This window comes from Plantactinospora mayteni, from assembly GCF_016862935.1.
GTDB lineage: Bacteria > Actinomycetota > Actinomycetes > Mycobacteriales > Micromonosporaceae > Plantactinospora > Plantactinospora mayteni.
Genome location: NZ_BONX01000026.1, coordinates 247,318 through 269,737, shown reverse-complemented (window position 1 = coordinate 269,737; position 22,420 = coordinate 247,318). Strand labels below are relative to the sequence as shown.

Annotated in this window: 19 protein-coding genes; 10 read left to right on the top strand and 9 right to left on the bottom strand. The window is 73.2% G+C overall.

Features of this window, described 5'->3' with window-relative positions; translation table 11 throughout:
- Positions 1 to 83: 83 nt before the first annotated feature.
- Positions 84 to 1,052: a hypothetical protein gene (locus tag Pma05_RS20370; protein ID WP_203859014.1), complete on the top strand. Its 969-nt coding sequence runs from the start codon at positions 84 to 86 to the stop codon at positions 1,050 to 1,052.
- Positions 1,053 to 1,064: 12 nt separating this feature from the next.
- Positions 1,065 to 2,393 (top strand): ABC transporter ATP-binding protein, encoded by a 1,329-nt coding sequence (locus Pma05_RS20365; protein WP_203859013.1) that lies wholly within the window; start codon positions 1,065 to 1,067, stop codon positions 2,391 to 2,393.
- Between the two features lie 141 nt (positions 2,394 to 2,534).
- On the opposite strand, the gene ybiA is transcribed toward Pma05_RS20365, so the two are convergent.
- Together ybiA and Pma05_RS42635 are read right to left on the bottom strand one after the other, a co-directional pair.
- Positions 2,535 to 3,128 (bottom strand): riboflavin biosynthesis intermediates N-glycosidase, encoded by a 594-nt coding sequence (gene ybiA, locus Pma05_RS20360; protein WP_203859012.1) that lies wholly within the window; start codon positions 3,126 to 3,128, stop codon positions 2,535 to 2,537.
- 60 nt (positions 3,129 to 3,188) lie between these two features.
- Complete coding sequence (locus tag Pma05_RS42635; protein WP_239312706.1) at positions 3,189 to 5,162, bottom strand: serine/threonine-protein kinase; 1,974 nt, start codon at positions 5,160 to 5,162, stop codon at positions 3,189 to 3,191.
- Between the two features lie 285 nt (positions 5,163 to 5,447).
- Between Pma05_RS42635 and Pma05_RS20350 the strand changes: the two genes are divergently transcribed.
- The 5 genes from Pma05_RS20350 to Pma05_RS20330 all read left to right on the top strand — a co-directional run bounded on the left by Pma05_RS20350 (position 5,448) and on the right by Pma05_RS20330 (position 12,888).
- Positions 5,448 to 6,284, top strand: a complete 837-nt coding sequence (locus Pma05_RS20350; protein ID WP_203859011.1) for a patatin-like phospholipase family protein — start codon at positions 5,448 to 5,450, stop codon at positions 6,282 to 6,284.
- Complete coding sequence (locus tag Pma05_RS20345; protein ID WP_203859010.1) at positions 6,284 to 7,345, top strand: 1-acyl-sn-glycerol-3-phosphate acyltransferase; 1,062 nt, start codon at positions 6,284 to 6,286, stop codon at positions 7,343 to 7,345. Before Pma05_RS20350 ends, Pma05_RS20345 begins: the two co-directional genes overlap by 1 nt.
- A 10-nt stretch (positions 7,346 to 7,355) precedes the next feature.
- Positions 7,356 to 7,676 carry a divalent-cation tolerance protein CutA gene (gene cutA, locus Pma05_RS20340; protein WP_203859009.1) on the top strand — a complete coding sequence of 107 codons (321 nt, stop codon included), beginning with the start codon at positions 7,356 to 7,358 and terminating at the stop codon, positions 7,674 to 7,676.
- Between the two features lie 111 nt (positions 7,677 to 7,787).
- On the top strand, positions 7,788 to 11,672 hold the full coding sequence (locus Pma05_RS20335) for an SCO7613 C-terminal domain-containing membrane protein (protein WP_203859008.1): 3,885 nt from the start codon (positions 7,788 to 7,790) through the stop codon (positions 11,670 to 11,672).
- Positions 11,673 to 11,829: 157 nt separating this feature from the next.
- The gene (locus Pma05_RS20330; protein ID WP_203859007.1) at positions 11,830 to 12,888 is read left to right on the top strand and encodes a fatty acid desaturase family protein; all 1,059 of its coding nucleotides are present in this window, start codon (positions 11,830 to 11,832) and stop codon (positions 12,886 to 12,888) included.
- 64 nt (positions 12,889 to 12,952) lie between these two features.
- Here the strand turns inward: Pma05_RS20330 and Pma05_RS20325 are convergent, their stop codons facing one another.
- Positions 12,953 to 13,762, bottom strand: a complete 810-nt coding sequence (locus Pma05_RS20325) for a hypothetical protein (protein WP_203859006.1) — start codon at positions 13,760 to 13,762, stop codon at positions 12,953 to 12,955.
- Between the two features lie 238 nt (positions 13,763 to 14,000).
- Between Pma05_RS20325 and Pma05_RS20320 the strand changes: the two genes are divergently transcribed.
- A complete protein-coding gene (locus tag Pma05_RS20320; RefSeq protein ID WP_203859005.1) occupies positions 14,001 to 14,294 on the top strand; it encodes a 4a-hydroxytetrahydrobiopterin dehydratase in 294 nt (97 codons plus the stop codon).
- Entirely contained in the window at positions 14,291 to 15,439 is a 1,149-nt protein-coding gene (locus tag Pma05_RS20315) for an FHA domain-containing protein (RefSeq protein ID WP_203859004.1), read from the top strand. Before Pma05_RS20320 ends, Pma05_RS20315 begins: the two co-directional genes overlap by 4 nt.
- A gap of 76 nt (positions 15,440 to 15,515) precedes the next feature.
- Here the strand turns inward: Pma05_RS20315 and rocD are convergent, their stop codons facing one another.
- From rocD to Pma05_RS44030, 6 genes are all read right to left on the bottom strand, one after another.
- Positions 15,516 to 16,715, bottom strand: a complete 1,200-nt coding sequence (gene rocD / locus Pma05_RS20310; RefSeq protein ID WP_203859060.1) for an ornithine--oxo-acid transaminase — start codon at positions 16,713 to 16,715, stop codon at positions 15,516 to 15,518.
- A gap of 131 nt (positions 16,716 to 16,846) precedes the next feature.
- Positions 16,847 to 17,704: a dimethylargininase gene (ddaH, locus tag Pma05_RS20305; RefSeq protein ID WP_203859003.1), complete on the bottom strand. Its 858-nt coding sequence runs from the start codon at positions 17,702 to 17,704 to the stop codon at positions 16,847 to 16,849.
- 398 nt (positions 17,705 to 18,102) lie between these two features.
- The gene (locus tag Pma05_RS20300) at positions 18,103 to 18,876 is read right to left on the bottom strand and encodes a thrombospondin (protein ID WP_203859002.1); all 774 of its coding nucleotides are present in this window, start codon (positions 18,874 to 18,876) and stop codon (positions 18,103 to 18,105) included.
- A 229-nt stretch (positions 18,877 to 19,105) separates the two neighbouring features.
- Positions 19,106 to 19,837 carry a cellulose binding domain-containing protein gene (locus Pma05_RS20295; RefSeq protein ID WP_203859001.1) on the bottom strand — a complete coding sequence of 244 codons (732 nt, stop codon included), beginning with the start codon at positions 19,835 to 19,837 and terminating at the stop codon, positions 19,106 to 19,108.
- Between the two features lie 449 nt (positions 19,838 to 20,286).
- Positions 20,287 to 20,601: a hypothetical protein gene (locus Pma05_RS42630; RefSeq protein ID WP_372441515.1), complete on the bottom strand. Its 315-nt coding sequence runs from the start codon at positions 20,599 to 20,601 to the stop codon at positions 20,287 to 20,289.
- Between the two features lie 23 nt (positions 20,602 to 20,624).
- Positions 20,625 to 21,056, bottom strand: a complete 432-nt coding sequence (locus tag Pma05_RS44030) for a hypothetical protein (RefSeq protein WP_372441514.1) — start codon at positions 21,054 to 21,056, stop codon at positions 20,625 to 20,627.
- A gap of 165 nt (positions 21,057 to 21,221) precedes the next feature.
- Between Pma05_RS44030 and Pma05_RS20280 the strand changes: the two genes are divergently transcribed.
- On the top strand, positions 21,222 to 22,109 hold the full coding sequence (locus Pma05_RS20280) for a helix-turn-helix domain-containing protein (RefSeq protein WP_203859000.1): 888 nt from the start codon (positions 21,222 to 21,224) through the stop codon (positions 22,107 to 22,109).
- The last annotated feature ends 311 nt before the right edge of the window (positions 22,110 to 22,420 follow it).

The following is a 22,420-nucleotide window of genomic DNA, read 5'->3' as shown; positions in this document are numbered from 1 at the left end:
GCCGTCGCCGTCCGGCCGCCGGGGCTTTGTTGGTGGCGGTGCGCGGATAGCCTGGGAACGCCCGGCGCGCGGAGGAGGCGACCGTGAGTGACTTCGACGACGTACTGGAACGGCTGGTCACCGATCCGGCGTTCGCCGCCGCGCTCGCCGCGGATCCGGTCGGCGCCCTGGCCGGCTATCGGCTCGACGCGGACGAGCTGGCGCTGCTCCAACTCCAGCTCGGTGGCGGCACCGACGGTCAGCACGGCGTCGAGACCCGGGCCAACCAGTCGAGCCTGTTCGGCATGTTCACCCCGCTCGCCGGGCTGGCCGGCGCGTTGCCCGGAGTCGGCGAGATCGGCACCGCCGGCCTCGGACCGGCCGGGAGTTCCGGTGCCGCCGGAGCGGGGCTGGTACAGGGCTTCGGGGCGGCGGCCGATCCCGGTCCGGGCGTACCACCGTTCGTCGAGGCGCCGGGCTGTGCCGTGCCGGTCGGGCCGGGGAGTGCCGGCGTACCGGTGGGTGGGCTGACCGGCCTCGGCGACGAGATCGGCCGGGAGATCGGGTCGGCCACCGACGGGGCGCTGGCGCAACCGGCGGGCGGGCTGGCCGGCGCACTGGCCGATCCGGACGACGGGCTCGCCGCCGCGTTGGCCGACGCCGAGGTCGGGTTCGGGCCGGCGGCCGAGGTCGGGTTCGGGTCCGCCCCCGAGGCGGGGCCGCCGGCCGAGGTGGGCTTCGGACCGGCCGAACCACTCTCCGGTACGGAGGGCAGGCCGGCGGTACCGGAGGGTTACCGGACCCGGGTGGACGTCGACGGCGACGGGGAGTGGGATCGGCACACGTTGCAGGGCCGGGCCGACGGTGGGGTGGACATCCTGGTCGACCTCGACCGGGACGGTCGTACCGACTTCGTGGGGCACGACCTGGACGCCGACGGGCTGGTCGACATCAGCGAGTACGACAAGAACCGCGACGGCTTCTTCGAGAAGCGGATGTACGACGACGACGGCGACGGTTGGATGGACCGGACGGTACGGGCCGAGCCGCCGCCCACCGACAGCAGTCAGTGAGGGGTGGTCGCCGTGGTCAGCATCGCCACCGACCGGCTGACGAAGGTGTTTCCCGACGGCACCGTCGCGGTGGACGGCGTGAGCATCGAGGTCGGCTCGGGGGAGTTCGTCACCCTGCTCGGCCCGACCGGCTGCGGCAAGTCGACGATCCTGCGGCTGGTGGCCGGGCTGGAGGAGCCGACCAGCGGCCGGGTGCTGATCGACGGCGAGCCGGTACGGGCCGGGCCGGGCCCCAACCGGCAACTGTCGATGGTCTTCCAGGACTACGCGCTCTATCCACATCTGACGGTCGCCGAGAACATCCGCTTCCCGTTGAGCCTCGGCCCGGACTCCCCGGCCGCCGCCTCTGCCCGGGTTGCCGAGATCGCCGACCAGCTCGGCATCACCGGCCTGCTCGACCGGAGGCCGGGGCAGCTCTCCGGTGGGCAGCGGCAGCGGGTGGCGATGGCGCGGGCGATGGCGGGGGAGTCCCGGGCCTTCCTGCTCGACGAGCCGCTCTCCAATGTGGACGCGGGGCTCCGCGCCGAGCTGCGTACCGAGGTGGCAGCCCTGGCCCGGCGACTGGAGATGACCACCCTCTACGTGACGCACGACCAGGTCGAGGCGATGACCATGGCCGACCGGGTCGCGGTGCTGCGCCGGGGGAGGCTCCAGCAGATCGGGCCGCCGGGCGAGGTCTACCGGGATCCGCGGACCCTCTTCGTCGCCGCCTTCCTCGGTACGCCCCGGGCCAACCTGCTCCAGGCCGCCATCTACGCGCCCGACGGTGGTGTGCTGCTCGACCTCGGATCGCAACTGATCGAGCTGCCGCCCGGGGATCCCCGGGTACGCCCGCTGCGCGAACGGCACACCGAGCGGGTCACCTGCGTACTGCGGGCCGACGCGCTCAGCCCGGTGCCGGACCCGTCCGGCCCGGCGCCGGTGTTGCGGGGTGTGGTCCGCTCGGTCGAGAACCTCGGTCACGAGGCGCTGGTACGGGTGACGACCGGTACGGTGCCGACCCCGTCGGGACAGGCCAGCCTGGAGCAGCCGACCAGCGGACAGCACCTGTCCGAACTGCTCGCCGACGACCTGCCGGCCGGGCATCCGGTGCGGGACCGGCTGGCCCGGATGATCCCGCACCCCCGGCCGGAACAGCCACCCGCCACAGCCCGCACCGAGTACGGCTTCTATCCCGTGTACGACCCGGAACTTCGTGGCGAACCGGCCGACGCTGGTGCGGTGGTGATCCGGGTACCGATGCCGGTGCTGCCCCGGGTCGGAGAGCCGATCACGCTCGCCGTCGACCTGGATCAACTGTTGCTCTTCGACACCTCCGGCGACCGGATCCGGCTGGGTTGACCGGGCCGGGCCGGACCACACACCACGAGCGGCACCGACCTCGGCCGGTCCGTACGCTCCGGCCGGTCCGGTCGGCCGCAGCGGCGTCAGCTCGGCGTGTCAGCGCAGCGGTGCCAGTTCGGCGGTGCCGGCGCGGCGGTGTCAGCTCGGTCGTGTCGGCGCGGTCGTGTCCGCGAGCTGGTGCCGGGCCCACATCAGCGCGAACCCGAGCAGGTTGAGCCCGCGCCACCGGGCCGGGTCGGCGGCCAGGGGATCGTCGGCGGCGAGCCCGATCCCCCAGATCCGGTCGATCGGACTTGCCTCGACGAGGATCCGGTCGCCGCTGCCGAGTAGATAGTCGCGCAGGTCGGGGTGCTGGCCGAACTTCGCCACGTTGCCCGCCACGACCAGGTCGAACCGGTACTCGTCCCAGCGCGCCTGGTCGAAGCCGCGTACCCGCTGGCCGAGCGCCTTGGCCGCGCCCGGGGTGGGTGCCCGGAGAATCTGCTCGGCGATCGTGGTGTCGCCGAACAGCCGGGCCTTGCCGGCCATCATGAAGTGCTCGGCGGTGGCGTACCGGACGTCGTCGACGACGAACGGGGACGACGGCCACCACTGGCTCAGGCAGCCGGATCCGGTCGCCCCGACCCGCCCCGGCTGGTGCCCCCAGAAGAAGAGGTACTTCGGCCGGGCGCCGCCGGAGAGCAGCGTACGGAGTTCGTCGACGGTGCGGGGCGGCGGCGTACTGGCGACCATGGTGGGCAGCGTGCCAGAGCGTCGGGTCGGCGTACCACCGGTTTCGGCGCAGACCCGGGTTCACACCGCCCTGGCCAGCCGGACCAGGGCGGCGTCGAGCAGGTCGGCGTACTCGGGTGAGATCGAGCCCTCGTCGCGCCGGACCGTGACCTTGTCGCGCAGCAGCGACACCTGACCGGCCAGGTCCGCCGTCGCGCCGCCCGAGTCGGCCCGGAGGTTGCGGAGCTGGTTGCGCAGGTCCACCCCGGCGTGGTCGCGGATCTCGTTCGTCGCCACCCCGTCGTCGACGATCCGGTAGAGCTGGGACATGACCTCGCTGATCGGCGGCGGCGGGATGTTGGGATTGTCCTCCGCATCCGGTTGCCCGCCCGGGGCCGGCGTGGACGGCGGCCCGGCCGTCGGCACTCCGGGCGCCGGACTGCCGGTCGGGCTCGGCCGCGACGTCCCGTCCGGCCCGGCGGTCGGCGCCCCGGTCGTCGGCCGCGACCCCGGGCCGTCCCCGAGCGTGGAGACGATCACGACGGTGGCGGTGAGCGCGACCAGCACGGCGGCGGCGACCAGCAATACTCGGCCGGGCCGGGTTGGCACGCCGGCCGGACCCGTCCGGTCGGACGGCGGGGCCGGCCGCTCCGGGCCCGTCCCGGGTCGATCCTCCGGAGCAGCCACCTGCGGCCCGCCCGGCGCCACCGGCTGGACCGGCGATTGCGACTCCGGCCGAGCCCCCGAATCGCCCTGCCACGTCCCCGGATCGCCCTGCCACGCCCCAGGATCGCGCTGCGGCGGCGCGCTGGCTGGCTGGACTGCGGCGGCAGCGTCCCGCAGTCCCGTCGGACGCGCCTCCGCGGACGTCGGATGCGCCGTCCCGCCCACCGCCGTCGCCTGCCCCGTCGCGTCCGCAGCCGCCGCGTGCACCGTCGCATCCGTCGTCGTCCCGTGGGCTGTCACGCCCACCGGCGTCCCGTGCGCTGTCGCGTCCACCGGCGTCGGGGGCGCTGTCGCGGCCGCCGACGACATCTCCGCTGTCGCATCCACCGGCGCCGCCTGCACCGCCGCCGTCGGCTGCACCGCCGTTGGCGGCAGCGGGTGCGCCGTCGCGGTGAGAGGCGCCGCTGACAGCGTCCCGGTGGCCGGCGACGGCACGGGCACGGCCGCCGGGACCGCGCCGGGCCGGGTGTGGGACGGCATGACACGTCGCGGATCGGCGGCCAGCAGTTGGTGGCGCAGCACCTCGCCGACCTGCGCGGCCGTCGGCCGCTCGACCGGATCGCGGGCCAGGCAGCGCAGGCAGACGTCCGCCACCGGTGGCGGCAGATCGGGTACGCCGGCCAGCGTCGGCTCCGTCCCCGCCTCCAGCGCCCGGCTCAGTTCCTCCCAGGTGTCGGCCGGGAAGGGCACCCGGCCGGTCAGGGTCTCGTGCAGCAGTACCCCCAGCGAGTACGTGTCCGTCGCCGGCTGGGCCGGAAGCCCGTCCAGCCGTTCCGGCGCGACGTACGCCGGAGTGCCGAACGTCTCGCCGTCCTCGTCCTCGTCCGGGGCGCCGACCTGGGTGGCGATGCCGAAGTCGAGCAGCTTGGCGCCGGTCGCGGTCATCATGATGTTGGCCGGGGTGATGTCCCGGTGCACGATGCCCAGCCGGTGTGCGGCGGCCAGCGCCTCGGCCACCTGGGCGCAGATCTCCACCGCCGTCTGCCAGGGCAACGGGCCGGCGGTGAGTTCCGCCTTCAACTCCTCGCCGGTCAGCAGTTCCATCACCACGAAGGCGGTGATCCCGCCGTCCGGCCCCAGGGTCTCGCCGTAGTCGTGCACGGCGGTGACGTGCGGATGTACGAGCTGTGCGGCGGACCGGGCCTCCTCGCGGACCATCTCCCGGAACTTCGCGTCGGCGGCGAGTGACGCGGCGAGCACCTTCACCGCCACCACCCGGTCGAGCACCTCGTCCCGGGCCCGCCAGATCACCGACATACCGCCGGCGCCGATCCGGTCGATGAGCCGATACCTGCGGGCGAGCAGGCCGCCTGCCTGCAACGCTGCCATTGTCGGTCGCACCTGCCTGCAAAGTCGGGGGTCGCATCAGGCTGTGTGGGGGTCGTATCAGGCTCCGTGACCGGATACCTCCTGTCAACGACGGACCAACAGCCGGACACACCCAGGTTTGTCACGACATGCCGTCCGGGAACGCCACGGGTGACCACATCCACCCACGGTCGGCCGCACGCATCGACGGACGGTACCTCCGATGCGCCGAACGGTCGTCGACGCAGGCAGCGGCCACCCCGGGCCGGCGGCTCGGGGTGGGCGGCCCGTGCCAGGATGAACGGCATGGTCAGCGGTCCGGTGGCGTTCGTACTCGGCGGTGGCGGCGTGCTCGGCGCCGTCGAGGTCGGCATGTTGCGGGCGCTGTTCCGGGCCGGCATCCACCCGGATCTGGTGCTCGGCACCTCGATCGGGGCGGTGAACGGCGCACTGGTCGCGGCCGACCCGTCCGAGGCGGTCACCGACCGGCTGGTCCGGCTCTGGGCCTCGCCCGAGGCGAGCGAGGTGTACGGCGACTCGATCGCCCGGCAACTGCGCCGGTTCGCCGCCCGGACCCACCTGCACTCGCCGCGCCCGCTGCGCCGGTTGCTGGAGGCCGAACTCGGCGAGCACACCACGTTCGCGGATCTCAAGGTGCCGTTCCGGTGCTGTGCGGCGAGCATCGAGCGGGCCGCCGAGCACTGGTTCGGCACCGGCCCGCTGGTGCCGGCGGTGCTCGCCTCGGCGTCGGTACCCGGGCTGCTGCCGCCGGCCCGGATCGACGGTGAGCACTTCGTCGACGGCGGGATCGTCAACTCGATCCCGATCGGCGAGGCGGTCCAAGCGGGCGCCACGCAGATCTTCGTGCTCCAGGTCGGCCGGATCGAGCGGCCGTTGAGCCCGCCCCGCCGACCGTGGGAGATCGCCCAGGTGGCCTTCGAGATCGCTCGGCGGCACCGGTTCGCCCGGGAGATGGCGGCGCTGCCGGACGACGTGGACGTGCACGTGCTGCCGACCGGCGGGCTGGGCCCCCGGGACGACACCCCGTGGGCGTACCGGGACATGGCGGCGGTGGGTCGGCGGATCAGCCGGGCGTACACGGCGTCCCGGCGCTATCTCAGCGAACACCTGGGCGCCGGCTGATGCCGTTGCCGCCGAGGTGGGTCCGGCGAGCCGTACTCGCTCCGGGGACGGTGCTGCTCGCCGTACTCGTGGTGACGACGCTGCCGGTCTGGCTGATCATCGCCGCGGCGGCCTCGCCACTCGTCCCCGGCTACCTGCGCCCGCTCCGGGTGCTCTGGGTCGGGATCGTCTACCTGGTCTGGGACGCCACCGCGCTGGTCGCGATGTTCGGGCTCTGGCTCGGCTCCGGCTTCGGCTGGTACAAGCGCTCCCCGGCCTTCCAGCGCGCGCACTACGTACTCGCCGGATGGTTTCTCACCGTGCTGTTCTGGCAGGCCCGGTGGACGCTGCGGCTGCGCATCGACGTCGTCGGCACCGACCCGGACACGGCGCTGCCCGGCCGCCCCGAGCTGGTGCTCTGCCGGCACGCCGGGCCGGGTGACTCGTTCATCCTGATCCACGCGCTGGTCAACTGGTTCAAGCGGGAACCGAGGATCGTGCTGAAGGACACCCTCCAGTGGGATCCGGCGGTCGACGTACTGCTCAACCGGCTGCCCAACCGGTTCATCGCGCCCCGGCACCGCCGGCAGGCCCGGGTCGGCCCGACCGAGCAGGTCGGCCCGCCCCGGGAGACGCTGATCGAGCAGATCGGCCACCTCGCCCGCAACCTCGACGAGAACGACGCCTTCGTGATCTTCCCCGAGGGCGGCAACTTCACGCCCCGGCGGCGGCGCCGCGCGATCGACCTGCTCCGGGCCCGTGGCCTGGACGAGATGGCGGAGCGGGCCGAGGCGATGCGGCACGTCCTCGCGCCGCAGCCCGGCGGGGTGCTCGCCGCGCTGGACGCCGCGCCCGACGCCGGGGTCATCTTCGTCGCGCACACCGGGCTGGACCGGATGCTCACCGTCGCCGACGTGTGGCGGGAACTGCCGATGGACAAGCGGATCGTGATGCGGTTCTGGTCCGTACCGCCGGACGAGGTGCCGAAGGAGCGCCAGGAGCGGATCGACTGGCTCTTCGACTGGTGGGCACGGATCGACGAATGGGTCGATGCACATCGTGGCGGCGGCGATCCAGCGTAGGGTGCCCGGCGTGGACCAGATCTGCATCGTGACGACCGTGGTGGACGCGCGGGCGGTCGCGGACGTGCTCGCCGCCGCCGCGGTCGCCGGCCGGCTGGCGGCATGCGCGCAGGTGACCGGGCCGGTGGACAGCACCTACTGGTGGGAGTCGCGGATGGAGACCACCCGGGAGTGGACGGTGGTCTTCAAGACCGCCCCGGACCGGGTGGAGGCCCTCGTCGACCAGGTACGGGCCGCGCACCCGTACGAGGTGCCGGAGGTGCTGGTGACCTGGGTGGAGGGCGGCAACCCGGAGTACTCGACCTGGCTGCACGGGCAGACCCGCCCCTGACCGGGTACGGACCGGCCGACCCGGTCGGGATACCCGCACCGTCGGGATACCCGCACCGGGATAGGTACGCGCACTCTGTGAACCGGCTCGGCGGTGGCCGAGCATGGCGACGTGACCGCTTCCGCGAACGCGTATCCGTGCCCGGTCTGCGGGGCCGGTGCCGACCTGGCGACCGGATGTCCGGGCTGTGGCCGGGCTCCGGATCCGACCGCCGCCGAGGTGATCCGGCTCGGCGTGGAGATCGCCGCGCTCGGCGGGCGGGTGGAGCGGGCCCGGCAGGCGTACCTCGGTCTCGACGCCGCACTGTGGCAGCTCCGGCGGCGCCGCGACGCGCTGGCCGAGCAGGTCCGGGTCGCCGCCGCGTCCGCCCGGGTGCCGGCGCCCGCCGCTCCCGGCACACCGCCCGCCGGTTCCGGCGGACCGGCCGTGATCGCCGCGTCCGGGCCGCAGGCACCGCCGGCTCCCGCACCGGTACGCCCGGAGACCTCCACCCGGACCGTGCAGAACGTGCTCTTCATCCTCGGCGGGCTGCTGGTCGGCACGGCGGCGATCGTCTTCACGGTGGTGGCCTGGGCCACCGTCGGGGTCGGCGGCCGGGCGTTGATCCTCGGCACGCTGACCGGGCTGGCCCTGGCCGCGCCACTGCTCGCCCAGCGGCGCGGGCTGACCGCCACCGCCGAGACGTTCGCGGCGATCGGCCTGCTCCTGGTGGTGCTCGACGGGTACGCCGGATGGACCGTGGACCTGTTCGGCGTGGCCGGCTGGCCGGCGGTCCGGTACGCGGCACTGGTGCTCGGGGTCGGCGCGGTGGTGGCGGGGGGTTACCACCGACTGACCCGACTCGCCGCGCCCGCGTTCGCCGGCCTGCTGCTGGCCCAGCCGGTGGTGCCGCTGCTCGCCTACGACGCGGGGTTTGGCGCCGCCGGCTGGACGTTGGCGCTGGCCGGACTGGCGGCGGTCAACCTCACCATGACCCGGGGGCGGGGTGGCGACGGACCGGCGGACCCGGTGGGCGGTGTCCGCCGGTCCGTCGCCTGGGTCGGGTACGGGGTGGCCGGGCTCGCCTCGGCGCTCTGCGGCACGCTGGCGGTGGTCACCACCGACGGTCCGCTGGCCGTACTCGCCGGTGGTCCGCTGCTGGTGGCCGCCCTGCTGCCGATCGCCGGAGCCGTCCGGTTGCGCAGCACCGCCGCCGGGGCCGGCGCGGCGGTCGTCTTCGTCGTGGTCCTCGCGGTGGCGCTGGTCCGGGCCGCCGCCGAGACATCGTGGCCGCTGCTCGGCTCGGCCGCCGGGATCGTCGTGCTGCTCGCCGCCGCGATCACGGCCACCGCCCGGCTGCTGCCGGCCGGACTCCGGGTCGGTCCCCGGGCCGGCGGGCTGGTCGTGGCCGGCGCCCTGGCGGTGCTGACCGGCTCGATGGCGCTGGTGGTCGCGGTGGCCGTGGTACTGCGCTCGCAGCCCGCCTGGCGGGCGGACCTGACCGCGCGGTCCGGGCCGTTCGACTGGCAGCTTCCGGTGGCGCTGCTGCTGGTCACCGTGGCGCTGGTCCTGCTCGGCCGGCGGCGGGACCGGTCGCTGGTCCTGCTGGCCGGTACGGTGCTCACGCTGCTGGCGGTGCCGGCCGCGCTGGCCCTGCCCTGGTGGCTCGTCGCCGCCCTGGATTTGGTGCTGGCGGGCGCGCTCGCCCTGGCCGCTGCCGGGCCGAACCGGCCCCGGCGCTCGGCGCTGCCGATGGCCGTCGCCGCCGTGCCGCTGGCCGGGCAGGCGGTACTGGTCGGACTGGCCCGACCGGCCGGTGCCGCCGCCGTGTTCGGCACCCTCGTACTGCTCGGCGTGGCGGTCGCACTGACCGCACTCCGTCCCGCCACCGTCCCCGGTCCAGAGCCGCAGCCGCAGCCGGGACCGGAGTCGGAGTCGGAGAGTTCTGGCACATCGCCGGTACCGGCGTTCCGGCGGGTGGTGGGCGGCGCCGGGCTCTCGGTGGCGGTACTCGCCGCTCCGGCGACCGTCCTACTCGGACTCTTCGCCGCCGGGGTGCCGCCGTGGTGGCAGGCGCGGGCGGTGCTGGCCAGCGCGGTACTGCTCGCCGCCGGGATGGTACCGGTGCGTCGGGCGGTGCCGCACTACCGGCCGTACGCCAACGCGGCGCTGGCGACCGTCGCGCTGGCCGTCGGTCTGGCACCCGGCCTGCCCGGCGTCGGCGAACCCGCCGGCCCGTACGCCGCCGGGGCGCTGCTGCTCAGCCTCGGCGTGTGGCTGTCGGGCCGGGGCCGACCGCCGCACCCGACCGACACCGCCGAGCGGCAGATCGTCGCCGTACCGGCCCCGGTCGCCGTACCGGCACTGGTCTCCGGGGCGATCCTGCTCGTCCGGGCCGCCGTGGTGGCGGTACCGGCGGTGCTGACCGTGCTCGTCGCCCCGTACGACTGGCTGGGCCGGATCTGGTCGGGCCCGCCGGCCGGGGTCGGGTTGTATCCGCCCGGGATCGGCGTCGACCCGGCCGACTGGCGGCTGGACGCCGCCGACACGCTGACCCTGCTGCTGCTCACCGTGTCGGCGGCGGTCGCCGGCTGGGCCCGGCGGCGGACGGTGCACGCCGCCGCGCTGGTGGCGGCACCGCTCGCGGTCGGCACGGCGCTGGTCGGGCTGGTCGCCGCCGGGGCGCCCTGGCCGACCGTGCCCGCGCTGAGCCTGCTCGCCGGGGTGGCCGGCCCGCTCGCCGTGGCGCTCCGGCGCGGCGCCGGCCGCCGGGTCTGGCTGGTACCGGTGGGGGTCGCGTTCGGGGCGGCGGGCCTGGCCGGGCTGCTGCCGACCAGGTCCGGCACGCTCGCCGGGTTGGCGCTGGTCGGCGCGGCCGGGCTGACCGCCGGTGCGCTCGGCCGCACTCCGGCGGCCCGGGTGGCGGGGTGGCTGACCGGCGTCGCCGGCACGGCGGCACTGGCCGGCACCGCCACGGTCGCCGCCGACCTGCCGCTGCGGATCACCGCACTGGTGGTACTGGGCGTCGCCGCGCTGGCCCTGGCCGGCAGCACGGTCCTGGCCGGCTGGCGAACTGCCCGTCCCGCACCCGTCGAGGCTGAGCCGCTCGACGAGGCGGCAATCGCAACCGGGGCACTCGCAACCGGGGCACTCGCAACCGGGACACTCGCAACCGGGACACTCGCGACCGAGGCACTCGCGACCGAGGCGCTCGGGATCGAGGCGGCGCGCGGGATCGAGGCGCGCGGGGAGGGGGCATCCGGGACCGGGCTGGTCGGGGCCGGGTCGGTCGGGGTCGGGTCGGTCGGGGGGAGGGCGCCCGGGGTCGGGGTGGGTGCGGCGGTGCCGGCCCGGCGGGCCGAGGCGGGCGCCGTCGAGGTGGCCAGCCACGCGACCGCCGGGATCGCGCTGCTGCTGACGGCCGGCGAGATCCAGTACGCGGCGGCGGTCTGCACCCTCTGGGGCGTGGCACTGGGACTGCGTGCCCTGCGTCCGGCCGAGCCGGTGGCGCCGCGCTGGGCCCGGGCGGCAGCGGCCGGAGGCGCCGAGCTGGTCGCCGCCTGGCTGCTGCTCGTCTCGGCCCGGGTGGCGCTGGTCGAGGCGTACACCCTGCCGGCGGCGGTGCTCGGGCTGCTGGTCGGCTGGCTGGCGCTGCGGGCCTGGCCGGCGCTGAGCAGTTGGGTGGCGTACGGCCCGGGGCTCGGTGCCGCGCTGCTGCCGAGCCTGGTCTCGGTGGTGGTCGCCGGAGACCAGCCGTGGCGGCGGCTGCTGCTCGGCACCGGTGCACTGCTGGCGGTACTGGCCGGTGCCCGGTGGCGGCGCCAGGCCCCGGTACTGCTCGGCGGCGCCGTCCTCGCCGTACTGGCGCTGCGGGAGGTGGTCGACGTGTGGGACCGGCTGCCCCGGTGGATCTTCCTGGCCGTCGGCGGGTTCGCACTGATCGGCCTGGCGATGACGTACGAGCGGCGGCGCCGCGACCTGCGCCGGATCCGCTCGGCGGTCAACCGGATGAGCTGACGGCCGCCCCGACCGCACGGGCCGCACCAGACGGTGGTGCTACCACTACCCCGGATACGGGGGTTTTCGGGGTTACTGCCCGCAAGTATCCTCCGGAGACTTGAAATCAGCGCTCCGCCGACCGGCGTGGCGAGAAAGCGACGTTGGGAGCTACCAAATGGCGGTCCTCGCTGCCGCGCCCGAACCGGAGACGCGTCGAGGAAGTGATTACTCACGGTTATCTCGGCGGATCAGTGCGGCCGGCCTGATGGAACGCCGCACCGGCTGGTACGTGGCCCGGATCGCGCTCACCGTCGGGCTCTTCGTCGCCGGCTGGGTCGCCTTCGCCGTCGTCGGCGACTCGTGGTGGCAGATCCTGGTGGCGGTGTTCCTGGCCGGTGCCACCACCCAGGTCGCGTTCCTCGGCCACGACGCCGGGCACCGGCAGATGTTCCGGCACCGGCGGGCCGCCGAGGTGGCCGGGTTGCTGGCCGGCAACCTGGCGGTCGGGCTCAGCTACGGCTGGTGGATCGACAAGCACAACCGGCACCACGCCAACCCGAACCACGAGGACGACGATCCGGACGTCGGGGCGGGCGCGCTGGTCTGGACCGACGAGCAGGCCCAGGCCACCCGGGGCTTCAGCCGGTGGCTGGCACAGCGGCAGGCGTACCTGTTCTTCCCGATGCTGCTGCTGGAGGGGTTGGCGCTGCACGTCTCGAGCGTCCGGGCGCTGACCGACGGTACGCCGATCCGGCACCGCCGCTCCGAGGCGCTGCTGCTGGCCGTGCACGCGGTCGGCTATCTGGGTGCGCTCTTCACGGTGCTCTCACCGGGGAAGGCGCTGGTCTTCCTCGCCGTCCACCAGGGGCTGTGGGGGCTCTACATGGGGTGCTCGTTCGCGCCCAACCACAAGGGCATGCCGGTGATGACCGCCGAAGACGACCTCGACTTCCTGCGCAAGCAGGTGCTGACCTCGCGCAACGTCCGGGGCGGGGTAGTCGTCGACTTCGCGCTGGGCGGTCTCAACTACCAGATCGAGCACCACCTGTTCCCGAGCATGCCCCGGGTGAACCTGCGCCGGGCCCAGCCGATCGTCGCGGCGTACTGCGCCGAGCAGGGCATCCCGTACGAGGAGACCGGGCTCTTCGACTCGTACCGGCAGGCGTTGCGGCATCTGCACTCGGTGGGCGCCCCGCTGCGGGGCGACAAGGAGCCGGTCGAGGCAGCGCACTGACCTGGCGGAGACAGCGGCGCCCCGGTGCCCGGTCGTGATCGTCGCGACCGGCACCGGGGCGTTGTCACACCTCGAAGCGGTCGACCAGCGATCCCGGCAGTTCGGTGACCTCGGAGTCGGCCGGACGCTCGGCGTCCACCCCGTCCAATCGGCTGTAGCTGTACGTGATCTTGCCGTGTGTCGGCAGCACGCTCGGCACGTCGATGGCGATTTCGAACAGGTCACCACGGGGACTCGTGCGAGCGCTGAACGGAACGGCGCCGGCCATCGGACCGAGTTCGTCGAGCACACTCCGGCTGACGATGCGGGACCGGGTGAGATCCAGCATGCCGAGAAAGTCGTGTCCGCCCTTCCGTTCGGCGCTGACGACGCAGTTGGCGAGGTCGGCGGCGCCGGTATGGTCGCTTTCGCGCAGCACCCGGAATGGGCTGCCCGCCGGAAGGTCCGCGACGTCGCTGCGCATCCATTTCTTCGACGCGCCGGGCAGGTCAGGCATCCGCAGGTACAGGTCGGTGTCGATCTGGATCACCTCGGCCCGGAGGATGTTGTCCTCCGTGACCGCCAGCACGATGCTCATCGTGGCCTTCCTGCCGGCCGGGTCCATCCGGGTGTTGGTAATCAGCCCGGGGGCCCGCATGACGACGGTGATGACTCCCTTGTTCGTCTTCGCGGCCGCGTCCGCCAGCTTCTCCGCCGGGCCGAGCTGTGCCGGCGTGGATGTTTCCACTCCGCGCGGCGCCGCCCGGTCGGAGGATCCGCCACCGATGTCGCAGCCCGCGACCGAGAGGCCCAACAGGGCGGCGAGGATGAGCACCGGCTGCCGCCTCCACCACGGCGCCCTCGGCGAGGGCGCCGTCGACCGCAGAGTACGCACCTGCATCGTTTCCTTTCCGTTGACGAATCACGCGGACCCTACCGGCAGGATCCGACCGGACCACGAAATGGGGCGACGCGGCCACGGCCGGGGCGGCGCCATCGCCCGACCGGCCGGACGCTCATCGTAAGGGCGTCGATGCGGAGTGCGTCGTGCCGGTCGACCAGCGGTGCTGGTCACCGCGGCGCCGAATCGGGTTGGACACCACGGGAGGGAATCTCGGCGGTAAGGTCTGGCCATGGCAGAGGTGCTGGACGCGGAGGCGGTGCGGACCGAGCTGGCCGGGCTGGAGGGCTGGACCGGCGATCCGGCCGGCATCGCCCGTACCGTCGAGCTGCCCGCGTTCCGCGACGCGATCGGTGTGGTCGACCGGGTGGCGGTGGTCGCCGACGAACTCGACCACCATCCCGACATCGACATCCGGTGGCGCACGGTGACCTTCCGCTGCGCGACCCACTCGGTGGGTGGGGTGACCCGACGTGACGTCGAGCTGGCGCGGCGCATCGACGAGATAGTCCGGGGAGCGGCGTGAGATTCGAGATAAGCAAGGTCCTCGACGCGATCGAGGACCGGGTCAGCACCGACCCGTCGCTGGTACGCGCGGTGCTGGACCTGGCCGAGGTGGTCCGCTACCAGGACCTCGACGGCGGCCGGCCGGCCAGCACCATGCGACTGGGCATGGTCATCGACGCGCTCGGGCGGCACCTGGAGGAGGACAACGTCCCGGTGTACGCGGTGGTGCACCGCGCACTGCTCAGCGACGCCGACCTCACCTCCAACGAGCGGATGGTGCTCCGGCGCTGGGCCGACAACGGCCTGGTCGAGGTACTCGTCAACCCCGCCGACCGGGTGCTGGAGGTGGCCGACCTGCTCGGCCTGCCGGTGCTGAGCCGGGGCCGCTTCGACGGCATGTCCGGGCGCTTCCCGTGGGTGACCAGCGTTCCGGGCCGGCTGCTCGCCCCGCTGCCCGGGGCCGGCGGCCCGGTGCTGGCGCAGCGGGTGAAGGGCAACGTGGCGGCCACCGGGCCGTCGCCGACCGGCCGGAAGCTGCTCGCCCGCACCTGGCGGTGCAAGGAGCCCGGCTGCGTACTCTTCGGCGGTGGCGGCGGGGGTGGCGCCTTCGCCGACCTCGCCGAGATCGACCGTAAGCCGAGCGGCCAGCCGCCACCGACGCTACGCACCGGGATGCCGACCTGTCCCCGGCACGACCAGCGGCTCAGCGACGCCGGGCCGAGGCCGACCGAGGAGGTGCTGTCGATCCGGATCGGCGGCATGGTGCGGCGCCGGTTCGTGGTGACCGCCGACCGCCCGGTGGTGGTCGGCCGGGCACCGGACGACTCCGGCGGAGTCCGGCTCGGCCAGTGGCTCAACGACGAGGCGCGGCGCTGGATCAGCCGCAGTCACGTCCGGTTCGAGCTGCGCGGCGGCGACCTGGTCGCGCAGGACGTCAGCACCAACGGCTCCGGCGTACGGCCGGGTGGGTCGATGGACGAGGCCGAGCGGGTGGCGCTGGCCCGGCAGCAGTCCCGGGTGATGCGCGGCGGCGACATCGTGGAGCTGTATCCGGGCGTACAGGTGGGGCGGTCGAGCACCTGGAACTCCGGCGGCATGACGAACCCGAGTTCGGTGATGGCCGAGGCGCCGACCATGGCGATCCGGCTGCCCGACCGGGGCTGACCCGAGCGAGCGGGCCGGCCCGTCCCCGCCGGGAGAGGCCGGCCCGGCCCGGTCGAGCGCAGTTACCGCGGCGGGTTCAGCGCAGTACGGCGGCGAGCTGCTCCAGTACGTGGTCCAGCTCGTGCGCCTCGACCACCAGCGGCGGCGCGAGCCGGATCGTCGAGCCGTGAGTGTCCTTGGCCAGTACGCCTCGCGCGGCCAGCCGCTCGCACGCCTGCCGCCCGGTCATCAGCGCCGGGTCGATGTCGACGCCGGCCCAGAGCCCTCGGCCGCGCACCGCGACCAGACCCTCGCCGACCAGCCCGCGCAGCCCGGCGTGCAGCCGCGCGCCCAGCTCCGCCGAGCGGCGCTGGAACTCGCCGGTGGCCAGCAGTCGGACCACCTCGGTGGCGACCGCGCAGGCCAGCGGGTTGCCGCCGAACGTCGAGCCGTGCTCGCCCGGCCGTAGTACGCCGAGCACCTCCGCGTCGGCCGCGACCGCCGAGACCGGCACGATGCCGCCGCCGAGCGCCTTGCCGAGGACGTACATGTCCGGCTTGACGCCCTCGTGGTCGCAGGCGAACGTCTCGCCGGTGCGACCCAGCCCGGACTGGATCTCGTCGGCCACGAAGAGCACGTTCCGTTCGGTGCAGAGCCGGCGTACCCCGGGCAGGTAGCCCGGTGGCGGCACCACCACACCCTGCTCGCCCTGGATCGGCTCCAGCAGTACGGCCACGGTGGTCTCGTCGACCGCCTCGGCCAGCGCCGCCAGGTCGCCGTACGGGACGATCCGGAACCCCGGGGTGTACGGCCCAAAGTCGTCCCGGGCCTCCCGGTCGGTGGAGAAGCTGACGATCGTGGTGGTACGCCCGTGGAAGTTGCCGTCCGCGACCACGATCGTGGCCTGCCCGTCCGGTACCCCCTTGACCCGGTAGCCCCACTTCCGGGACACCTTGATCGCGGTCTCCACCGCCTCGGCGCCGGTGTTCATCGGCAGTACCAGGTCCTTGCCGCAGAGCTGCGCCAGTTCCCGGCAGAAGTCGGCGAACTGGTCGTGCACGAACGCCCGGCTGGTCAGGGTGAGCCGGTCGAGTTGGGCGTGCGCGGCGGCGACCAGCGTCGGGTGCCGGTGCCCGAAGTTCAGCGCCGAGTAGCCGGCCAGGCAGTCGAGGTAGCGCCGGCCGTCGACGTCGGTCACCCAGGCGCCCTCGGCCGAGGAGATCACCACCGGCAGCGGGTGGTAGTTGTGCGCGGTCCAGCGCTCCGCCTCGCGTACCGCCTCGGGCGTGCGCGACATCTCGTCGCCGCCCGGCGCGTCGGTCGCCTCCTGGGGGCGCAGCACGTCGTCCACGATCAATGAACCTTTCTCGACCTCCCCCTGCGGTCCGTCGGGGCCGGCGGCGCCGCGCAGTTCAGGTTGGAAAAGGTTCACTTCGTCGCCTCTCGTTCCCGCAGCACCAGGGTGCAGCACTTCGGTCCGCCGCCGGCTTTGCGCAGCTCGGACAAATCAATACCAATTGTGTCGTACCCGCGATCCCGCAGCGCCGCCGACAGTCCGGTCGCCTGAGCCGGGAGTACGACGTGCCGGCCGTCGCTGACCGCGTTCAGCCCCAGCACCTCGGCGTCGGCCATGGTCGCGAGCACCGCGTCGGGGAAGAGCCGACGCAGTACGGCCCGACTGCCCGGCGAGAACGCCTCCGGCAGGTACGCCACGGTCTGCTCGTCGAGCACGCAGAGCGCGGTGTCCAGGTGGTAGAAGCGCGGGTCGACGAGTTGCAGGGTGATCACCGGCCGCCCGAAGACCTCCTGGAGGTGGGCGTGCGCGGCATGCGAGGTCCGGAACCCGGTGCCGGCGAGCAGCAGCCCGCCGACCGGCAGGATGTCGCCCTCGCCCTCGTTGACGTGCTTCGCCTCGTGCACCTCGAAGCCGGCCCGGTCCAGCCAGCCGGCGTACGCCGGGGCCTCGTCGGCGCGCTCCGGGTCGCGGAACTGCACCGCCAGCACCCGGCCGTGGAGCACGGTCGCGCCGTTCGCCGCGAAGACCATGTCGGGCAGCCCGGGCAGCGGCTCGATCTCCTCGACCCTGTGCCCGAGGTCCAGGTACGTCCGCCGCAGCGTCTCCCACTGCCGCAGCGCGAGGGCGGTGTCGACCGGGGTGGCCGGGTCCATCCAGGGGTTGATCGCGTACTCGACGGCGAAGTACGTCGGCCGGCACATCAGGTAGTGCCGGGTCTGTGCCGGGCCCACCGGGGTACGCCCGCTGGTGGCGATGGCGTCCAACGTCATGGTCCTGCTCCTGGGGGTCGGGCGCGCCCGGCCTCCGTACGGCTCACAGGCTGGCGCCGAACCCCAACGCTATGCGGGACCGACCGACGGGAACCACCGCCGAGGCTTGCTTGTCCCGGCTGATCGTTGCGTCTGAGCAGGGACACAACAACAATCCGTTGCGCACCCTCTCTCCCGCGCCCCTCCGGGGGAAGATCACGCGATTTCAGGGAAGGAGTGGCACCGCGGGTCGGGGGTAGGCGCTACTCCAGCGAAAGAGAACGATCTTGCCCCCCGGACGCACTTCGGGGGCGGCGTCGCTGGCGCCCGGACGCACTTCGGGGGCGGCGTGGTCGCCGCCACCACCGGCCGGCGGGGCCGGAGCGGTGCACCACCGCTCCGGGCAGGTCGTTACCCGATCAGAACCGGTCGACAAACTGTGAGTCGAGCCACTCGCGGAGCCGGACGACGGTGTCGCCGTCGGTGGTGGGCCAGTCGAACTGGCCGGTCATCGCCAGCACGGCGACGACGACGGCGCCGACCCCGAGGACGATCCCGATCAGCGCGTCGGTCCTGCCGGCCACGTGTCGGCGGGCGGTCGCGGAGACCCCGCCGACGCCGAGCAGCAGGGCGAGGGTGCCGAGCACGATGCCGTACCCGGCGAGGGCGCCGGCCAGCACGAACGCGGCGGCGGCCACCCCGAGTACCAGGCTCAGCGTGGCGAGCATGCTGGCCCGGGGACGCGGACCGCGGTCCACCACGACCGGCTCGGCCTCCGGCGTACGCTCGCCGAGACCGCGCTCCGGTTCGGCCGTACGGTCGGCGTCGCGCCGGGTCTCGGCCCTCGTCCCCACCGGCGGAGTCGGGGCGACCGGCGGAGCCGTCCGCGGCGTGGTGCCGGGCTCGGCGACCGTGGTCCCGGCCCGATGCTTCGCCGAGTCGCCGTGCCTCGCCGAGTCACCGCTCCGGGCGGCACCGCTGCGCTCCTCGGTCCGGCCGGACGATCCGGTACGCCCCCGCCCGGCGTCGGCCACCGTGCCGGCACCGCTCGACCGCCCGCCGTCGCCCCGGTCGCCCCCGCCACGCCCGTCGCGTCCGTCGACGCGCCCGCCTCGGCTGTCGGCGCGCTCGTCGCGACGGTCGCGCCCGTCGCGGTTCTCGTCTCGCTCCGGCGCCGGCTCCGAATGGCGCATCAGTGATGGAATCCTGACCACAGCACACCTCCTGATCCATGCGTGGAGCCTCGTCGATGGCGTCTACGCAGCGTTGGCATCGGTGTACCCCGATGGACGATCCGCCACACCTGACGTGACGACGACGTGACGACGACGGTGCGGTGCGGGGCGATGCGGGTGCGGTGCGGGGCGATGCGGTGGCGCGTGACCCGAGTGGCGGCCCGCGCCACCGCGACGTACCGGGTCCTCAGTCGTCGTCGAGTTGGGTGAGGGTGATGGTGTCGGAGAGGTAGCCCGGCACCGAGAGCGTGAAGACCGCGACGTCGTCGACCGCGTCGTCGTCCGGCGAGCTGTAGACGGAGTACGACTTCGGGGTGCTCCAGTCGGTCGGGGTGAACGTGATCAGCATCGGCGGCATGGCCCAGACGCCGGTACCGTCGATCGTCATCCGGACGGAGACCGACTGGGTCGGCGGTTGGCTCAGCCGTACCGTGAACGAGGCGCTGCTGCCCTCGGCCACCGTCCGCGCCGCCGGGTCGGCGATCACGGCCGGCGGCTGACCCGGCACCGAGCAGGTCGCCCCGTTGACCCGCCAGTTGAACGGTGGCTGGTAGATCCCGGTGTAGCGGGCGACGAAGCCGAACGACGTCGTCCCGCCGGGCGGCACCGGGGTCATTCCGGGGATGCTCTGCGCCCGCACGTTCTGCCCGAGGATCTGCACGCTGTAGTTCCCACTCGACGCGAGCTGATGGTTGGGGGGCAGGGTGAACTCCACCAGGAGGCTGGTCCAGGGGACGTCACCGAGGTTGCGGATCCGCGCGTCGCCGAGGTAGCCGCCGGTCCAGGTGGTGGCGGTGAAGTCGACCTGGCAGGCGACCGCGGCCCGGGCGGGCGTGGCGGGGGCGGCCAGCTCGGCGGTGGCGGCCAAGGCCAGCGCGGCGACGGCGGTGGACCAGCGGCGTACGGAGATGAGTCTCATCGGATTCCCTTCGGGTCGGAGTTGGGCATGTGGAGGTGCCGCCGCAGCCCGACGGCGGCGTGACCCGTACCCACCCGCAAGGAACATCGACAGCCTCCCATGTGTCGCGGTCGTCCGGAAGGCCAGCCGGGCGGCGGCGCCCGTCCCTGAGCCCGGTCGCCCCCTCCCATGGTTGCCGACCGGGATCCTGCCTGGGCGCCGCCGCCTCGGCTGCCGGTACCGCTCGCGCGGGTCCGGCCGCCGCCGTGATGCGGAAGCGGCGATTGCCGGCAGTCCGACCACCAGAAAACGGCGTAGAAGATGCGTAGTGGGTGCCTGGAAGGCGAGTAGTAGACGCGTGGAAGGCGAGTAGAAACTACTCTCCTGCTGACATTTCCGCATCCGATGCCGGCCGTTGTCCCGCCCGGCCTCGACAGTGTCGGCGAGGAGGAGCCGTGCACCGGACTACGTCAATCCGACTCATCGTGCGCCGATCGGCGAACCCGTCGACACCCGGGCGGGTAGCCGGCCGGTTTCCGGCCTATGGCGCAGGGGGCGAGCAGCAGTTTTGGCTTCTGCGGTTGACGACGGACGGGGCGTAGGCCGGCGAACTGGACGTAGATCTCGCGTCGCGCGACGGCCTCGCCGTTTTCATCGAGGGTGTAGCCGGTGAGCCAGCACCAGCCGTGATAGGTGGGCCTTTCGGCCACCCTGGTCACCCGGAACGGCAGTGCCCGCCGACCGCCGAACTGTACGCTCGCAGCCGCCCCGACCTGCACCACCATTCCGGGGCGGGGTGGCTCGTGCATCAGGGGACCGGGATCAGAAAGCCTGGCCCGTTCGGGTCGAGTCGTACCCAGCAGTTGGCGGCATCGCCGCAGACGGGGCATCTCCCGAACCGATCGGGGCTGTGCGAGTCGGCCAGCAGATAGCTGTTGACCAGGATGTCGGTCGACGTGTACGGCGGTGGATCCGCGGCCCGGTCGGTCCAGGCGATGAAACGATTGTGCAACCAACCGGCCGGTACGTGCCGCAGATCCTCGGCGGCGTTGACGAGATGATGGGCCAGGTAGTACCTGAGTGAGACGATGCTGCCGGCGAACTCCGTCCGTAGCTGTCGTCTTCGGACCGCGCAGGGCCAGTCGTCGCCGCATCCGGTGCAGGTCCACAGCGGAGCGGCCGGGTCGTGGTCCCACATTTCCGTTCCCCGCGCTTGGGTCGTCAGAGGTTCGGCTGCCATGCAATCGATGCTTTACTAGAGCGCGAAACAATGCAATATTACGTCTTGACTGAACGATTTCCCTCTAACGATCTGTAATTACCTTCATCACGGAGAGTACTCAGTGGACATTACATATCGAATGAAAGGTTCGCTCGAAAGGTAATACCGGAGAGGGGGACTGTAGTGCAGGTAGGGGTGGACTCCACCGTTCCGCGCAGAGAGCTGGGACGGCACCTACGCCAGCTCCGCGAGGAGGCCCGGCTCACCATCAAGGTGGTGTCCAAGGCGTTGGAGTGGTCGATGCCGAAGATCTGGCGGATCGAGAGTGGGGCGACCAGCATGCGCTCGCTGGACGTCGAGGCGATGTGCCGGATATACGGTGCGTCACCGCAAATGACCGAGGCCCTGACCGGGCTGGCGAAGGAGACCAGGGCACGTGGCTGGTGGCACTCGTACGGCGACGCCATCCCCGGATGGTTCAAGCCGTACGCCGGGCTGGAGGCGGCGGCCAGCCATCTCCGGATGTACGAGCCGCAGTTCGTCCCGGGTCTGCTGCAAACACCGGCGTACGCCACCGAGGTGCTCCGGATCGTCAGCCCGGAACTCGACCCGGCTGAACGCGAGCGGACGGTCGAGGTCGAGCTGGCTCGACAGGAGATCCTCGACGGGCGGCGGGGACCGGCTCCGCAGCTCGACGTCGTACTCGACGAGGCGGTGTTGCGCAGGGTCGCCGGCAGCGGGCAGATGATGGGCGAGCAACTGCGGCACCTGGTGTCCGCCAGCCAGCAACCGAAGATCTCGATCCGGGTGCTGCCCTTCTCGGCCGGGCTCTACCGAGCCGAGCGCGCCAACGGCGGCTTCGCGATCCTGGAGTTTCCGAAGGACGGACTCGGGCGCCGCACCGAGCCGCCGATCGTCTACAGCGGCGGTCTGACCGGCGCGCTCTATCTGGAGAAGCCGCACGAGGTGGACAGCCACGCCGCCGTCTGGCGTGACTTCGAGGAGATCAGCCTCACCGAGGAGCTGTCCCGGAAGCTGATCACGACGGTCGCGGAGGAGTACGGCGGGTGACGCTGCCCGGTCACGGTCCGGCCGTGACAGCGGGTCAGCGTTAGCGAGGAGGGGAGAAACAGCCGGTAGCCTGCCGTACGTCGTCGGTGTGGGGAGACAGCGGCGACGGGCAGGTCGACCGTCGACGTGTCGGGCCGAGTCGTCGGACGAGGCCCGGTAGCCCGCCGTTGCCCGGGACCGGGCCGGCGGGCGTGGAGCGCGGATGACCGCTTCCACCTCCGCGTCCGCGCCCGACGGGAACCGACAGCCCGGCCGGCCGGCTCTTTCGGCTATCGGCGACGCCGGGCCACTGCGGCACCGCACCCGCCACC

What these genes read in the sequence shown, in the direction of transcription:
- ybiA (WP_203859012.1), bottom strand. Translation starts at nt 3,128, where the DNA reads ATGGTCGCCAGTACGCCGCCGCCCCGCACCGTCGACGAACTCCGTACG.
- Pma05_RS42635 (WP_239312706.1), bottom strand. Translation starts at nt 5,162, where the DNA reads ATGGCAGCGTTGCAGGCAGGCGGCCTGCTCGCCCGCAGGTATCGGCTC.
- Pma05_RS20350 (WP_203859011.1), top strand. Translation starts at nt 5,448, where the DNA reads ATGGTCAGCGGTCCGGTGGCGTTCGTACTCGGCGGTGGCGGCGTGCTC.
- Pma05_RS20345 (WP_203859010.1), top strand. Translation starts at nt 6,284, where the DNA reads ATGCCGTTGCCGCCGAGGTGGGTCCGGCGAGCCGTACTCGCTCCGGGG.
- Pma05_RS20330 (WP_203859007.1), top strand. Translation starts at nt 11,830, where the DNA reads ATGGCGGTCCTCGCTGCCGCGCCCGAACCGGAGACGCGTCGAGGAAGT.
- Pma05_RS20320 (WP_203859005.1), top strand. Translation starts at nt 14,001, where the DNA reads ATGGCAGAGGTGCTGGACGCGGAGGCGGTGCGGACCGAGCTGGCCGGG.
- rocD (WP_203859060.1), bottom strand. Translation starts at nt 16,715, where the DNA reads ATGTCGCGCACGCCCGAGGCGGTACGCGAGGCGGAGCGCTGGACCGCG.
- ddaH (WP_203859003.1), bottom strand. Translation starts at nt 17,704, where the DNA reads ATGACGTTGGACGCCATCGCCACCAGCGGGCGTACCCCGGTGGGCCCG.
- Pma05_RS20300 (WP_203859002.1), bottom strand. Translation starts at nt 18,876, where the DNA reads ATGCGCCATTCGGAGCCGGCGCCGGAGCGAGACGAGAACCGCGACGGG.
- Pma05_RS20295 (WP_203859001.1), bottom strand. Translation starts at nt 19,837, where the DNA reads ATGAGACTCATCTCCGTACGCCGCTGGTCCACCGCCGTCGCCGCGCTG.
- Pma05_RS42630 (WP_372441515.1), bottom strand. Translation starts at nt 20,601, where the DNA reads ATGGTGGTGCAGGTCGGGGCGGCTGCGAGCGTACAGTTCGGCGGTCGG.
- Pma05_RS44030 (WP_372441514.1), bottom strand. Translation starts at nt 21,056, where the DNA reads ATGGCAGCCGAACCTCTGACGACCCAAGCGCGGGGAACGGAAATGTGG.